This is a genomic window from Clostridium estertheticum subsp. estertheticum (assembly GCF_001877035.1).
GTDB classification, from domain to species: domain Bacteria; phylum Bacillota; class Clostridia; order Clostridiales; family Clostridiaceae; genus Clostridium_AD; species Clostridium_AD estertheticum.
This window is the reverse complement of the sequence record NZ_CP015756.1, coordinates 41,593-57,835: the sequence shown is the minus strand read 5'-3', so window position 1 is coordinate 57,835 and position 16,243 is coordinate 41,593. Positions and strand designations below refer to the sequence as shown.

The window sequence follows — 16,243 nt, the reverse complement described above, 5'->3', positions numbered from 1 at the left end:
GAGAAGTTTTACTTTCTTTATAGAAAAGTATTCTCTCAAAATTGCACAGTATTCGCATTATTAATATTAATTGTTACTTGTATTATCTTGGTCAAGCCCTCGACTTATTAGTATTAGTCAGCTGAACATGTTACCATGCTTACACCTCTAACCTATCAACCTGGTGGTCTTCCAGGAGTCTTACTTGCACCACACTTACGTGTGGACAATGGGAAATCTCATCTTAGGGTGGGCTTCACGCTTAGATGCTTTCAGCGTTTATCCCTTCCAAACATAGCTACCCAGCGATGCCACTGGCGTGACAACTGGTGCACCAGAGGTTTGTCCATCCCGGTCCTCTCGTACTAAGGACAGCTCCCTTCAAATTTCCTACGCCCGCGACGGATAGGGACCGAACTGTCTCACGACGTTCTGAACCCAGCTCGCGTGCCGCTTTAATGGGCGAACAGCCCAACCCTTGGGACCTACTTCAGCCCCAGGATGCGACGAGCCGACATCGAGGTGCCAAACCTCCCCGTCGATGTGGACTCTTGGGGGAGATCAGCCTGTTATCCCCGAGGTAGCTTTTATCCGTTGAGCGATGGCCCTCCCACGAGGTACCACCGGATCACTAAGCCCGACTTTCGTCCCTGCTCCACTTGTAAGTGTCGCAGTCAGGCTCCCTTCTGCCTTTGCACTCTTCGCGCGATTTCCAACCGCGCTGAGGGAACCTTTGGGCGCCTCCGTTACTCTTTCGGAGGCGACCGCCCCAGTCAAACTGCCCACCTAACAATGTCCTGTGACCAGATTCATGGCCTCCAGTTAGAACCTCAGTACTGTCAGGGTGGTATCCCAAGGATGACTCCACACAGGCTGACGCCCATGTATCTTAGTCTCCCACCTATCCTGTACAGACAATACCGAAATTCAATGCTAAGCTACAGTAAAGCTCTACGGGGTCTTTCCGTCCAATCGCGGGTATCCAGCATCTTCACTGGAACTACAATTTCGCCGGATGTACTGTTGAGACAGTGCCCAAATCATTACGCCATTCGTGCGGGTCGGAACTTACCCGACAAGGAATTTCGCTACCTTAGGACCGTTATAGTTACGGCCGCCGTTTACTGGGGCTTAAGTTCATAGCCTCGCCAAGAGCAAGCTCTCAGCTAACTAATCCCCTTAACCTTCCAGCACCGGGCAGGCGTCAGCCCCTATACATCAGCTTTCGCTTTAGCAGAGACCTGTGTTTTTGCTAAACAGTTGCTTGGGCCTATTCTCTGCGACCTACTTACGTAGGCACCCCTTCTCCCGAAGTTACGGGGTCAATTTGCCGAGTTCCTTAACAGTAATTCTTCCGATGGTCTTAGGATTCTCTCCTCACCTACCTGTGTCGGTTTGCGGTACGGGCACCAATATCCTCGATAGAGACTTTTCTTGGCAGCGTGGAATCAGATACTTCAGCAATAAATTGCCTTCCCCATTACATCTCAGCGTTAAGAGCAAACGGATTTGCCTGCTTGCTCCGCCTAAATGCTTAGACACACATCCAATAGTGTGCACATCTTATCCTCCTGCGTCATCCCATTTCTAATAACGTCCATTGGTGGTATCGGAATATCAACCGATTGTCCATCACCTACGCCTTTCGGCCTCGGCTTAGGTCCCGACTAACCCTGAGAGGACGAGCCTTCCTCAGGAAACCTTAGGTTTTCGACCGTTAAGATTCTCACTTAACTCTCGCTACTCATGCCAACATTCTCACTTCTGTACCGTCCACCACTCCTTACGGTATGACTTCAGCCAGTACAGAAAGCTCCTCTACCGCTTACACAATTGTGTAAACCCATAGCTTCGGTGGTAAGTTTTAGCCCCGGACATCTTCGGCGCAGGATCTCTTGACTAGTGAGCTATTACGCACTCTTTGAATGAGTGGCTGCTTCTGAGCCAACATCCTAGTTGTCTTAGAAATCCCACATCCTTTTCCACTTAACTTACACTTTGGGACCTTAGCTGATGGTCTGGGCTGTTTCCCTTTTGACTACGGATCTTATCATTCGCAGTCTGACTGCCGAAATAAAAGTATATGGCATTCGGAGTTTGATAGGGTTCAGTAACTGTTGTCAGCCCCTAGCCCATTCAGTGCTCTACCTCCATTACTCAATTAATCGACGCTAGCCCTAAAGCTATTTCGAGGAGAACCAGCTATCTCCGAGTTCGATTGGAATTTCTCCGCTATCCACAGCTCATCCCATGGTTTTTCAACACCAACGTGGTTCGGACCTCCACGGAATTTTACTTCCGCTTCATCCTGGCCATGGATAGGTCACCCGGTTTCGGGTCTACGACATGCAACTAGAACGCCCTATTCAGACTCGGTTTCCCTTCGGCTCCGTACCTTAAGTACTTAACCTTGCTACATATCGTAACTCGTTGGCTCGTTCTACAAAAAGCACGCCGTCACACATAAAAAGTGCTTCGACCGGTTGTAGGCACACGGTTTCAGGTTCTATTTCACTCCCCTTCCGGGGTTCTTTTCACCTTTCCCTCACGGTACTTCTTCACTATCGGTCACTAGGTAGTATTTAGCCTTGGGAGGTGGTCCTCCCAGCTTCCCACAAGGTTTCACGTGTCTCGTGGTACTCTGGATTAGATCTGACTGTTCTTCCTTTTCATTTACAGGCCTATTACCTTCTGCGGAGCAGCTTTCCAGCTATCTTCAATTAAAGAATTGCAGTATTTATGATCTATCCTCAACCCCTAAGTCAAAGACTTAGGTTTGGGCTCATTCCCTTTCGCTCGCCGCTACTTAGGAAATCGATATTTCTTTCTCTTCCTCCGGGTACTTAGATGTTTCAGTTCCCCGGGTGTACCTCTGCATACCTATTTATTCAGTATGCAGTACATAGTTGTTACTATGTGGGTTCCCCCATTCGGAAATCTTTGGATCACAGGCTATTTGCGCCTACCCAAAGCTTATCGCAGCTTAACGCGTCCTTCTTCGGCTCCTAGTGCCAAGGCATTCGCCATGCGCCCTTTGTAGCTTGACCTTTGATTCTGTTTATTTTCATAAACTATTTTGTTTCTTAATATTAATTTTGCGAAATCATAATAAATTAACCTATAACCACTCTCGTGGATCTAAATCTTTTTAAAATAACTTTATACACTGTGCAATTTTCAAAGAACATTTTAAGAAAAACTATTAATTAATTAGCTCCTAAGAGTTAATATAATTAGTCTCTCAAAATTAAACAGAGAAATAGGAACGAGTAATTACAATAGATGTTTTGAAGAATAATTAAATTCTTCTATTGCATCGACCGAAGTCAATACATCTACTCCCTAGAAAGGAGGTGATCCAGCCGCAGGTTCTCCTACGGCTACCTTGTTACGACTTCACCCCAATCATCGATCCCACCTTCGGCCGCTGGCTCCTTACGGTTACCTCACGGACTTCGGGTGTTACCAACTCTCATGGTGTGACGGGCGGTGTGTACAAGGCCCGGGAACGTATTCACCGCGACATGCTGATTCGCGATTACTAGCAACTCCGGCTTCATGTAGGCGAGTTGCAGCCTACAATCCGAACTGGGATGAGTTTTTGAGTTTGGCTCCACCTTGCGGTCTTGCATCTCTTTGTACTCACCATTGTAGCACGTGTGTAGCCCTAGACATAAGGGGCATGATGATTTGACGTCATCCCCACCTTCCTCCCGGTTAACCCGGGCAGTCTCACTAGAGTGCTCAACTTAATGGTAGCAACTAATGATAAGGGTTGCGCTCGTTGCGGGACTTAACCCAACATCTCACGACACGAGCTGACGACAACCATGCACCACCTGTCACCTTGTCCCGAAGGACTTCACTCATCTCTGAGCTATGCAAGGGATGTCAAGTCTAGGTAAGGTTCTTCGCGTTGCTTCGAATTAAACCACATGCTCCGCTGCTTGTGCGGGCCCCCGTCAATTCCTTTGAGTTTTAATCTTGCGATCGTACTCCCCAGGCGGAATACTTAATGTGTTAACGGCGGCACCGAGGTTCGACCCCCGACACCTAGTATTCATCGTTTACGGCGTGGACTACCAGGGTATCTAATCCTGTTTGCTCCCCACGCTTTCATGCCTCAGCGTCAGTTACAGTCCAGTAAGTCGCCTTCGCCACTGGTGTTCTTCCTAATCTCTACGCATTTCACCGCTACACTAGGAATTCCACTTACCTCTCCTGCACTCTAGACACCCAGTTTCAAATGCAGCACCCAAGTTAAGCTCGGGTATTTCACATCTGACTTAAATGTCCGCCTACGCATCCTTTACGCCCAGTAAATCCGGACAACGCTTGCCACCTACGTATTACCGCGGCTGCTGGCACGTAGTTAGCCGTGGCTTCCTCCTCTGGTACCGTCATTATCGTCCCAGAAGACAGAACTTTACAACCCGAAGGCCTTCATCATTCACGCGGCGTTGCTGCGTCAGGGTTTCCCCCATTGCGCAATATTCCCCACTGCTGCCTCCCGTAGGAGTCTGGACCGTGTCTCAGTTCCAATGTGGCCGATCACCCTCTCAGGTCGGCTACGCATCGTTGCCTTGGTGGGCCTTTACCTCACCAACTAGCTAATGCGCCGCGGGTCCATCTCAAAGTGAAATTCCGAAAAATTCCTTTGATGTTAAGATCATGCGATCAAAACATATTATGCGGTATTAATCTCCCTTTCGGGAGGCTATTCCCCTCTTTGAGGCAGGTTACCCACGTGTTACTCACCCGTCCGCCGCTAATTGACCCCGAAGGATCGCATCGCTCGACTTGCATGTGTTAGGCACGCCGCCAGCGTTCGTCCTGAGCCAGGATCAAACTCTCAATTTAAAAGTTTACACTTTTTTAGTTGAAATAATTAATCTGCGCCAACTGTTAAGTTGGTTAGCAAGCTCATTACATACTTTTTAGTCTTACGACTAAATATTACTTTTACTAAAGTAATTGACTGGTTAAAATAAAATATTATTTCATTTCTTTACCTATTTCTCTGTTTAATTTTCAAAGACCAATTTGCTTTGTCATCATGTGACGACTTCTACTATTTTACTAGATATATCTTATTTTGTCAACACTTTTTTAATTTATTAAAATATATTCTCAAATCAATAAATGTTAACCTCTTAAGTCTTACCTTTATTGCTGCTCAAACGCATCAACATGTAGTATTTTATCATAATGTGTCTTATAAATAATATCTTTTTAAGTAATTAAAATAAAATAGGCTTCAAATTCTTCGATTTTTAAACCTTCTCTCAATATACCTTGTATTGATACACCAGGATAGTTATTTAGCTCAACCTCACTATCATCTAACAAGAATGCCCCCTATATAACGATTTTAACAATTATATATATTAAGTATTCACATTAATAAACCAAAATATACTAATATCAAATATTTTATCTTTAAATATTAGTAGTACACATAAAATACAACCTATACCTTATTAATACTAAACCGACTTTACGTCTTTACTTATAAATAGAAAATAGAGTAATACAACTTTTATTTACTTAAAGTTGTATTACTCTATTATAAGTTCGTTATTCCTGTAAATCTTCATTAGCATATTAACATCACATTAATTTTTGGAAAATTATTATAAATATCACTCCCGGCACTCCTAAGAAACCTGAAATCAGTGCCGTTGCAGCATTAATTGGAATAGTTAATCCTACGAAGTTCGCAAGCAGCAAAAGTAAGACACCAAAAACACAATTCAATATTAATTTAACTAATATTTTCAGTGGCCAAGAAAAAAGCTTAACCACAATTAGCATACCTACTATACCAATCAAAAAATATAATGCAACGTCCATATCTAACTCCCCCTATTTTAATCTTTGCTTCTATTTATTAATAGCATCTAGATCTTCAATCATGTAACTAGTATCTATAGTTACATCTTTTCTTCTAGCCTCTAATAAAAAATATATGTATCTAGCTCTAGATTGGTCTTCTCTATAAATTGCATAATCTACAAGTTTAGGGTCATCTACTACTTGAAAATATTCCTTTGAACTTTCCCATTCAAGTTTAGCTTCCTCTAATTTCATAATAATATCTTTCTGCTCCGGTGTATATTGGGTAGTTGAAAGCAATATTTCAATTATATTTTTCCTGTTCATAATAAAAAACCTCCTATTTTATATCTTTTCTCAATTATTGACATAAAATAGGAGTAATATTCTATATTTCTTTTCTTCCTTCTAAAGCTTTAGAAAGAGTTACTTCATCTATATATTCTAAATCGCCACCAACTGGAATTCCATGTGCAATCCTTGTGACTTTTGTACCTAATGGTTTTAATATTTTAGATATATACATAGCTGTAGCTTCTCCTTCTATATTAGGATTAGTTGCAACTATTACTTCCTCAACTTCCCCATTAATTCTTCTAATAAGTTCTCTTAGTTTTATATCTTCAGGACCTCGTCCTGACATCGGCGATATCGTTCCATGAAGAACATGATATACCCCATTGAATTCCCTTACTTTTTCCATAGTCATAATATCTTTTGGATTTTCCACTACACATATAATGCTTTTATCCCTATTAGGATTGGAACAAATTGAACATGGATCTGTATCTGTAAAACTTCCACATACAGAGCAATATTTTATGGTTCCTCTGGCATTTATAAGTGCACCAGCAAACTCATCTACTTCTTCCTTAGGAAGGTTTAGTACAAATAATGCAAGCCTTTGGGCCGTTTTTTTCCCTATTCCAGGAAGTTTAGCAAATTCTTCTATAAGTTTTTCAATTGCTACTGGATAAAAATCCAATTTAGTCACCTCATAACTGTTTATTAATCATCACCTGCGGTGCTGCTCATCTTCTCTGAAGATGAATTAACGACTTCAGGAGGATGTTTAGACTTTCGCTGAATTTTTTTATTGCAACACATAACTTCTACTTATAGAAATTGAAAACTTTCCTCCTGAAATGTCATTAAAACATTCCTGGCATATTCATTCCGCCTGTTAACTTACCCATTTCATTACTTGACTCGTCTTCTGCCTTCTTCAATGCTTCATTACAAGCACTCATAATTAGATCCTCAAGCATTTCAATATCATCTGGATCTACTACTTCTGGTTTTATTTTCACTTCAACAAGTTGCCTTTTTCCGTTAGCTACTGCAGTTACTGCTCCACCACCAGAAGATGCTTCAAATCTCTTATCTCCTAGATCCTTTTGCATATCTTCCATTTGCTTTTGAAATTTTTGAGCTTGTTTCATTAAACTATTCATATTTCCACCCATACCTGGAAATCCGCCTTTTGCCATAATAGTTACCTCCTACATATTTGTAATTTAAGTTATTTTAAAAATTATCTCCTCTAGATTTTTAACAACTAAAAGTTAAGTATTTATAATCTAAATGGATACGTGTTACCAATCTGTTATAGCTTTTCTATATTATTATATACTAATAACTATAATAATTTCCATTAATCAAACAAATATTTTTTGTAAACAATTTAGATTTATTAAATATTTAATTAATCTAATATTTATCTAATATCCTATACCTATTCATCTAATATTTCCACAATATCTTCTCCAAATGTCTCTTTTAATATATCCTCTGGTGATTTTTCTTCTTTCTCCTGTGCTTCTATAGTATATTTTATTTTTACTGGTTCTTTTAGTAGCTCTGAGAATATTTCTTCTATTACATTTTTATTTTCCTCTTTTTCAAGCCTAACTTTATTAAAGGCATATTGCTTTTCGTAACCAAGTTCTATAACCCCTCCATTACAGGATACAATTTCTCCCGTCATCAAAGAAGCGTATATAACCATGTGTCTTCGGGTCTTAAACATATCTAAGATATCTTTAAAGGATTTTTTCACAATTTCCACTGTTAAATTAGAATTAGCATTATGAATTTGAACTGGTCTTATTTCTGTTTTTTTCTTTGTCTTATTTTCTATTTTAGACCCACTGTTTTCAGTAGCCCTAGTTGTTATGCTTTCACATGCAACAGTTATCTTACCCTGTTTTATTATTTCTTCTAACTTATTTACCCTAGCTAGTAGAACTTCTTTTGATGTATCGTATTCAATTTTACACATCTTAATAACTGCAAGTTCTAAATAAATTCTATTTTGTTTACTCCATTTAGCTTGCTGCTCTGCATCCTGAAGTATCTTTATGTTCCTCATGATTTCTTCTATTCTAATAGAGGCCGCCTGCTTCTTTAAAATCTCTATATTTTCACTAGACATATCCAGAATATCATAAGCATTATCACTTACCTTAACCATCAAAAGATTTCTCATATGTGTAGTCATATCTTTTATAAATACATATACATCCTTGCCACTAGAAACTATATCATTTATCCCCTTTATTGAGGTTTCTATATTTCTATCTATTATGCTATCCGAAAGCTTTATAAGACTTTCATTAGTTACAAGACCTAACATTTCTACAACATTATCGTACTCTACACTGCCTTCATTCATTGATATTGCCTGATCTAGAATACTTAGGGCATCTCTCATTGCTCCATCAGAGACCCTTGATATTAATTTCAAACTATTATCTTCTGCAAAAACCCCTTGCTCTGTAACTATTTTTCTAAGCCTATCAAATATATCTGAACTTTTTATTCTCTTAAAATCAAATCTTTGACATCTGGATAATATCGTTATTGGCAGTTTTTGAGGATCAGTAGTTGCTAATATAAATATTATGTTACTTGGTGGCTCCTCTAGTGTCTTTAGGAAAGCATTAACTGCCCCTATAGATAACATATGAACCTCATCTATAATGTAGACCTTATACTTCGCCTCTTGTGGTGGATACTGAACATCTTCAATTATATCACGGATATTATCTACTCCATTATGTGATGCCGCATCAAGTTCTGTAACATCTATCGCTGTTCCTGCATTTATCTTCTTACACATTTCACATTCGTTGCAAGGTTCACCATTATCTGAGTTTAAACAATTAACTGCTTTGGCTAATATCTTAGCCGTTGAAGTTTTTCCAGTCCCTCTTGTACCACACAAAAGATATGCATGAGCTATTCGCTCGTTATTTATTTGGTTTTTTAAAGTTATAGTAACATGCTCTTGACCTACTACATCTCCAAAAGTTCTTGGTCTCCACTCTCTATATAAAGCCATATATGCCACAAATTTCACCTCTTTTTAATAATAGTATTTACTTTATTTTAAATACTTATTAATTTGCAACCTTATTTTAGAATTTACCTAATTATATCATTAATATTGTCTTAATTCATATGTAAAAAAAAGATACCTATAAAGGTATCTTATAATTCTTATGTAAACCGTACACCTCGCTTCGATAAATAAACTATGCGCGATACCTATACAGTTAGCTCAAACCAGGTTGGTCCACGGCACATGAAAGTGTCCACTTACCGCTGCTTCCTTCCGAATCTCACGGGGTTCATGAATTTTCATTGCGTGGGGCCCAGTTCTCAACACCACTTATATAAGTCAGACCACACATTTTATAACCTTGGCGAGGAATTCACCCCTGCTGTAGCGGATTGCAGGTTGAGGGCACCGCTAACTCCCCGGCTAGTACGGAAATATAAACTGGCGGAAAAAGAGGGATTCGAACCCTCGGTAGGGTTTCCCCTACACACGCTTTCCAGGCATGCTCCTTAAACCACTCGGACATCTCTCCACAAAGTATAATTATTTTTGTATACACATGATTAGTGCAACATAAATAATTATACTATTAATAAATAGTAATTTCAATAGCTATTTGTTAATATATTATTAATATCACATTATATAATATTTCACACCTTACTTATATATATACACTTATTCTTATTTTAAAACTAAATTAATAATACGAGTTTCTTTTTCTATAATTTATAACAATAAAAATAATCCATAAAGCAATACCTGATAAACTTATTAGCTGAGCTACTCTTATACTGCCTAGCATTAAACTATCGGTTCTTAATCCTTCAATAAAAAATCTTCCTAAAGAATATAATCCTATATAAGTGAAAAAGACTGTACCACGCTTTAATGCCTTTGTTAATAAATAAATTAATAATAAACCTACTGCTACATTCCAAATTGATTCATAAAGAAAAGTTGGTTGATAATACACTCCATCTATTAACATACCCTTTTGTATAAAATTAGGGAATATACTTATAAATCCCTGCGTAACTGGCCCACCATGAGCTTCACTATTAAAAAAATTCCCCCATCTTCCTATAGCTTGCGCGATAATTATAGACGGCGCTGCCACATCCACAAATTTTAGGAGACTCTCTTTTTTATATCTTGTATATATATATGCTGTTATCATCCCAAATATAATCCCGCCATGAATAGCCAGCCCACCTTGGCGTATATTAAAGATACCTATTAAGTTATCTTTATATTGACTAAATTCAAAAATCACATAATAAGCTCTAGCTCCAATAATAGCCATAGGAAAAGATATCAGTACAATATTTAAAAACTCATCATAATCAAGGCTTTTTAACCTACAAGTAAAATTAGCTAATGTAATTCCAATCATCATTCCCATTGCAATAAATATGCCGTACCATCTAATATCTAAGCCAAATATATTAAAAGCTATCGGATCCATAATCAATCTCCCCTTTATCATACAGTTTTAATAATTGTTTTTATTTATATATAATTAATCTTCTCCTTATTGTCTCTAACTATGATAAAAAAGTAAAGATAAATATACAAAATATTTTTTTATATTATTTATAGATTAAATCTTCTAATTAAACGCAAAATTCACTCCTAGTTGCAAACATAAACATTTGCTTTCTAAGGAGTGAATTTAACTTTATACATTAATTTAAAACTATCTTATTTACTAATTTACTTTTTTTAAAACAACATCCTTCTTTAATATTGAAACCATAACTCCAGTTACTATTGTACCAGCTACTATTGCAATTATATATCCACCTAAATTAGTAACTGCATGAGGGATAAACAAGAGAAATATACCACCATGCGGAGCTACTATAGATGCTTTAAATATCATAGATAGCGCTCCGGTAACTGCCGCACCTGCCATTGTTGAAGGTATTATTCTAAGTGGATCTGCTACAGCAAATGGTATTGCACCCTCTGTTATAAATGCAGCCCCTAATGCCCAAGCAGATTTTCCTGATTCTCTTTCTTCTGCTGTGAATTTCTTTTTTGCTAATACTGTTGCAAGCGCAATTCCTAGTGGAGGAGTCATTCCTGCCGCCATTACTGCTGCCATTATCGCAGAAGAAGGAGCCAATGCCAATGTTGACACACCAAAAGTATATGCTGCTTTATTAAATGGTCCACCCATGTCAAAAGCCATCATTAAACCAAGAATAATTCCGAGAAGTCCTGCGTTTGCTCCATTTAAATTAGTTAAGTATTTTGACATTACCACAGTTAATGCACTAACGGGTTTTCCAATAACATATATCATTACAAGTCCTACTACCATCGTAGATAAAACTGGCAATATTATAACCGGCATTAACCCTTGTAACGATTTTGGTAACTGGATTGCTTTCTTTAAGAAAAGTACAGTATAACCAGCTACGAAACCTGCTGCCATTGCACCTAGAAATGCAGCACCTACCGTTGCCGCTAGCATACCACCAACCATACCCGGTACAAGACCCGGTCTATCTGCAATAGAGAATGCTATAAAACCTGCAAGTACCGGATACATAAGTGCCATTGCATTACCGCCACCAATGTTCTTTAAGGCCTCTGCTATAGATCCTGGTACTTTAAATGCATATATTCCAAAAGCAAAAGATAGTGCAATTAAAATACCTCCCGCAGCTACAAAAGGAATCATATAAGAAACCCCTGTCATTAGGTGCTTATAAACACCCTTTCTCTCAACCTTTTCTTCTTTTTTTTCACTCCCTTGTTTTGAAGTGTTTTTATCTTCCAATTTTATGTCTATTGCTTTCTGTATAAGACCCTTTGCATCTTTAATTGCATCTTTTACCCCAACTTCAATTATAGTCTTCCCTTCAAAACGTTCCTTTGAAACATTGGTATCAGCTGCAATTATTACAACTCTTGCTTCCCTTATATCAGCTTCTGTCAATTGATTCTCTGCTCCTACAGACCCCTGAGTTTCTACTTTAATTTCAATGCCCAATTCTTCTCCAGCCATTGAAAGAGCCTCGGCTGCCATATAAGTATGTGCTATTCCTGTTGGACATGAAGTAATTGCTACGAATTTCATAAACATTCCCCCTATTAACTTAATTTAAAATATTTTTTAATCATTGTAAAAATATAGAAAACATATAATGTCTATTTCTCTAATAAAGTAATTATTTCTTCAGGACTACTTGCTTTCATTAAACTCTCTCTTAGATCTTTATGCATTAATTTTCTAGAAATCTGGCTTAATATCTTTAAATGCTCATCACTTGATTCTTCAGGTACTGCTATTAAAAAGAATATATTAGCTAATTCATCATCCATAGATTGATAATCAATTCCATTAACACTTCTTCCAAATACTAATGCGGCCTCTTTAACTCCACTACTTTTACCGTGAGGAATTGCTATACCCATTCCTATTCCTGTTGAAAATTCTTTTTCTCTATCTTGTACGGCTTTTACATATTTATCTTTGTCTAGCAATTTTCCATTTTCATCTAATATTGTTGCCATCTCTATAATTACATCCTCTTTTGTTTTGCTAGTAAGTTCAAGTTTAATTAGATTAACATTTAATAACTCAGTTATATTCATTAATAATCACCCTTTCTTATAGATATTTTATAGTCACTTGTTTTTTTAGCTTCTCTATATCAATTAACCTTCCCGTCTGAGTCCCCTCAGTCATTACATTAGCAGCGCTGGTTGCACAAGCAAGTTTCATCGTTTCTTCAAAACCATAGTTATTCTGGGTTCCTACAGCCATTGCTGCAACCATTGAATCTCCCGCCCCAACTGTACTTTTAACTTCTACCTTTAGACCAACTACCTTTGCGATTTTGTCGCTACTTATAACTAATGACCCTTCTGATCCCTGCGAAATCACTACAAATTTAACTCCATACTTTAATATCTTTTTAGCAGTTTCAATAACTTTCTCTTCACTATCAATGCTAATACCAAATGCCTTTTCAAGCTCGCAAACATTTGGTTTCACTATATAAGGACCAGCTTTTATTCCCTGCATTAGCATATCGCCATCTGCATCTAATATAACTCTGCCGCCCTTACTTTTTATATCTTTAATTATATCACCGTATATGCTACTGCTTGCTCCAATTGGCACACTACCTGAAAGGATTACTAATGATTTCTCATCACAATGTTCCATAATCTTTCCTTTTATATTAGCGATATCATCTACCGTTACACTAGGGCCATTCTCATTTATATCTGTATGTGTATTATTAACTTTATCAAATATTTTTATATTAGTCCTAGTTTCTCCATTTACAGATAAAAAATCATTGTTAATGTTTGAATCATTTAAATAATCTTTTATTTGATTTCCACTACTTCCACCTACAAAGCCTAATGCTAAGCTTTTATACTGTAATTCCTTAATAACTTTAGATACGTTAATTCCTTTTCCTCCAACATCAATTCTTGTGGATGATATTCTATTGACATTACCAATTTTAAAGTCATCTATTTCAATAGTTTTGTCTATTGCTGGATTTAATGTCACTGTTACTATCATTCACTCACCCCCCATAATTATTTAGCTTTGATAATTTTTACGCCTTTTTCTTCAAATTCTTCAATGATGTTGTTGTCTATTTGATTGTCTGTAACTATAATATCAACACTATCTAAATTAACTATTTTCGCAAAGTAGACTGTTCCAAATTTAGTATGATCACATACTACTATAGTTTGATCTGCAATTTTTATCATTTCTCGTTTTGTGTTAGCCTCAATAATATTTGGAGTAGTTAAACCATCGCTATCACAAATACCATTAGTTCCTATAAAAACTTTATCTACCCTAAAATTTTTAAGTGCATTATCTGCAACCGGGCCTACCATTGCTCTTGTTTCCCACCTAAGTGTACCTCCAGTAATAATAACTTCAACATCTCTTTTTTTAGCAAGCTCATAGGCTACATCTACAGAATTTGTCAAAACAGTTATATTTTTAGCTGTTATTTGCCTAGCAATGCTAATGGTTGTTGTGCCTGCATCTAGTGCTATTGTATCTCCATCTACTATAATTGATGCTGCAAGCCTTCCAATAGATTCTTTCTCATCATAAAACTTATCTATTTTTTCTGAAAAAGTAGGTTCAAATTTAGTATTCCCATTTAGCACTGCCCCACCATGTACTCTTTTAATCATTTTATCCTCTTCTAACTCTTGAAGGTCACGTCTAATGGTAACTTCTGACACTTCATATTGCTGAGATAAATCGCACACTTTTACTTTTCCATATTTATTCAAGCTATTTAATATTTTTGATTTTCTTTCTTCAGGAAACATATAATTTATCCTTCCTTATTGTTTTATTTTAATATATTTGTGTTCGTTTGCATTTTACTTTTTCTTCGTTTACTTTCACTTGTGTTCATTTTAATATATTATGATAACGTTGTCAATACAAAAATAGTATTATTTGTTTTATTTTAAAGTTATTTTTTATTATGATTTAAAACACATAAAATATACTAAATATTTCTTTATAAAATCTTTCAAAAAAAATAAAAACGAAACCTATTGGCTTCGTTTCTATCATACAAATGTCATTAAAAACCTAACTTGAAATTACCATAATTTTAGTTTTCTTTCTCTAACTCTTGTTTTATAATGTCCTCTATCATAGGTGTACATCTATGACCTCTACATCCACCTGATCCTGCTCCTGTTACCTTTTGAACATCTTCTAATGTTTTTGCACCATTTTTTATAGCCTTTTTTATAGTGGCCTTTGATATAACTTTACATAAGCATATTTTAGTAAGTTTATCCAAGACTTTACTATTTATATTATTTTCCATAATTATTTCTCCTTTAAACTATCTTTTATCTTTAAAAAAATCAGTTAATAAATTACCACATTCTTCATTGTATAACCAATTTATTTCTGTCCAATGATTTAAATCATCATTTTGAATAACATTAATGACGGAACCACAAGCTCCTACACTAGGATCGAAAATACCTATATATAGTTTGCTTATCCTAGACTGTAATATAGCACCTGCACACATCGGACATGGTTCTAAAGTTACATACATATCACATCCAGTTAATCTCCAACTATTTAAAATTACGCAAGCTTCTTTTATAGCCAAAACTTCTGCATGGGCAGTGGCATCCTGCATTGTTTCTCTTAGATTATGTGCTCTAGCAATTATTTTATTGTCCTTTACTATGACCGCACCTACAGGTACTTCATTTAGTAATAATGATCTTTTCGCTTCCTTTAATGCTTCATGAATAAAATATTCTTTCATGTAAACCCCTTATTTATAAATAATTATTTTTAAATAATTTTTATTCTTTATAGTATACTTCTTAAATAACATATTTTCAATACAATTATACTTATATTCCTTTTTGAACTATACAATAATTATATTGCTTATAAAAAAAGCTAGCAAAGGATTCCTTTGCTAGCTTTTTTGGTGCACACAAGAGGAGTCGAACCTCCGGCCTTCCCCTTAGGAGGGGGACGCTCTATCCAACTGAGCTATGGGTGCATATTTTATTTCTACCTCAATATGATATTACACTTTCATAAATATGTCAACCTATAGATAGTAAAAAAATGAATTGTAAAAAATATTGATATACATATTACGCTGTTTATCTATTATTAGAATTTTAATCCACTTAATAGTATATAATATACATTATATACTATTAAGTGGAGGTGTTTTAATTGAATAATGATATAAAGAATTTTTTTCTTGCTGGACTAGGCTCTGCAGCATACACTTTTGAAAAAGCTACAAATTTAATAGATGATTTTGTACAAAAGGGTAAGCTCACCCTAGATGAGGGTAAATGTTTATCCGAAGAACTGAAACGAACTGTAAAAGAAAAGAAAGAAGAAGAAATCACTTTGACAAAAGATAAGAACCCTTTAACAAAAGAAGATATGATTTTACTTCTAAAGGATATGAATTTTGCAACTAAAGAAGATATTGAAAATGTAAATAAAAGATTGGCAAATTTAGAAATAAGTCAATCATAACTTTACAAATTCAAATCTAATAAGAGTCCTAATTT

General features: G+C 36.4%; 13 protein-coding genes, 2 tRNA genes, 2 rRNA genes and 1 other RNA gene. 1 reads left to right on the top strand and 17 read right to left on the bottom strand.

All coding sequences use genetic code 11. The annotated features are described in order from the left end of the window. Nucleotides 1-87: 87 nt before the first annotated feature. The 17 genes from A7L45_RS00275 to A7L45_RS00195 all read right to left on the bottom strand — a co-directional run bounded on the left by A7L45_RS00275 (nt 88) and on the right by A7L45_RS00195 (nt 15,711). Nucleotides 88-3,026: ribosomal RNA gene (locus tag A7L45_RS00275) — 23S ribosomal RNA — on the bottom strand. Nucleotides 3,027-3,325: 299 nt separating this feature from the next. Next, nucleotides 3,326-4,839, bottom strand: a 16S ribosomal RNA gene (locus A7L45_RS00270). Together the 16S and 23S rRNA genes form the textbook arrangement of a ribosomal RNA operon. A gap of 750 nt (nt 4,840-5,589) precedes the next feature. Next, entirely contained in the window at nt 5,590-5,832 is a 243-nt protein-coding gene (locus A7L45_RS00265) for a pro-sigmaK processing inhibitor BofA family protein (RefSeq protein ID WP_071610946.1), read from the bottom strand. A gap of 30 nt (nt 5,833-5,862) precedes the next feature. Further along, nucleotides 5,863-6,141, bottom strand: coding sequence for a DUF2508 family protein (locus tag A7L45_RS00260; protein ID WP_071610945.1), 279 nt, complete (start codon nt 6,139-6,141; stop codon nt 5,863-5,865). A 61-nt stretch (nt 6,142-6,202) separates the two neighbouring features. Further along, nucleotides 6,203-6,799, bottom strand: a complete 597-nt coding sequence (gene recR, locus A7L45_RS00255; protein ID WP_071610944.1) for a recombination mediator RecR — start codon at nt 6,797-6,799, stop codon at nt 6,203-6,205. Nucleotides 6,800-6,965: 166 nt separating this feature from the next. Further along, entirely contained in the window at nt 6,966-7,304 is a 339-nt protein-coding gene (locus tag A7L45_RS00250) for a YbaB/EbfC family nucleoid-associated protein (protein WP_071610943.1), read from the bottom strand. Between the two features lie 245 nt (nt 7,305-7,549). Continuing rightward, nucleotides 7,550-9,166, bottom strand: a complete 1,617-nt coding sequence (gene dnaX, locus A7L45_RS00245; protein ID WP_071610942.1) for a DNA polymerase III subunit gamma/tau — start codon at nt 9,164-9,166, stop codon at nt 7,550-7,552. Nucleotides 9,167-9,324: 158 nt separating this feature from the next. Then, nucleotides 9,325-9,589: signal recognition particle sRNA large type (gene ffs / locus A7L45_RS00240), an RNA gene on the bottom strand. 10 nt (nt 9,590-9,599) lie between these two features. Beyond that, nucleotides 9,600-9,689, bottom strand: a tRNA-Ser gene (locus A7L45_RS00235). A 168-nt stretch (nt 9,690-9,857) separates the two neighbouring features. Then, nucleotides 9,858-10,625 (bottom strand): prolipoprotein diacylglyceryl transferase, encoded by a 768-nt coding sequence (gene lgt, locus A7L45_RS00230; protein WP_071610941.1) that lies wholly within the window; start codon nt 10,623-10,625, stop codon nt 9,858-9,860. 243 nt (nt 10,626-10,868) lie between these two features. Beyond that, nucleotides 10,869-12,248, bottom strand: coding sequence for a PTS fructose transporter subunit IIC (locus A7L45_RS00225; protein ID WP_071610940.1), 1,380 nt, complete (start codon nt 12,246-12,248; stop codon nt 10,869-10,871). Nucleotides 12,249-12,319: 71 nt separating this feature from the next. Then, a complete protein-coding gene (locus tag A7L45_RS00220) occupies nt 12,320-12,766 on the bottom strand; it encodes a PTS sugar transporter subunit IIA (protein WP_071610939.1) in 447 nt (148 codons plus the stop codon). A gap of 16 nt (nt 12,767-12,782) precedes the next feature. Beyond that, entirely contained in the window at nt 12,783-13,712 is a 930-nt protein-coding gene (gene pfkB, locus A7L45_RS00215) for a 1-phosphofructokinase (protein WP_071610938.1), read from the bottom strand. Between the two features lie 17 nt (nt 13,713-13,729). After that, a complete protein-coding gene (locus A7L45_RS00210; RefSeq protein ID WP_071610937.1) occupies nt 13,730-14,491 on the bottom strand; it encodes a DeoR/GlpR family DNA-binding transcription regulator in 762 nt (253 codons plus the stop codon). Between the two features lie 293 nt (nt 14,492-14,784). Then, on the bottom strand, nt 14,785-15,006 hold the full coding sequence (locus tag A7L45_RS00205) for a (2Fe-2S)-binding protein (protein ID WP_071610936.1): 222 nt from the start codon (nt 15,004-15,006) through the stop codon (nt 14,785-14,787). An 18-nt stretch (nt 15,007-15,024) separates the two neighbouring features. Next, nucleotides 15,025-15,465 carry a nucleoside deaminase gene (locus A7L45_RS00200; RefSeq protein ID WP_071610935.1) on the bottom strand — a complete coding sequence of 147 codons (441 nt, stop codon included), beginning with the start codon at nt 15,463-15,465 and terminating at the stop codon, nt 15,025-15,027. A 169-nt stretch (nt 15,466-15,634) separates the two neighbouring features. Further along, nucleotides 15,635-15,711: transfer RNA gene (locus tag A7L45_RS00195), tRNA-Arg, on the bottom strand. 182 nt (nt 15,712-15,893) lie between these two features. Between A7L45_RS00195 and A7L45_RS00190 the strand changes: the two genes are divergently transcribed. After that, entirely contained in the window at nt 15,894-16,208 is a 315-nt protein-coding gene (locus tag A7L45_RS00190; protein WP_071610934.1) for a phasin family protein, read from the top strand. The last annotated feature ends 35 nt before the right edge of the window (nt 16,209-16,243 follow it).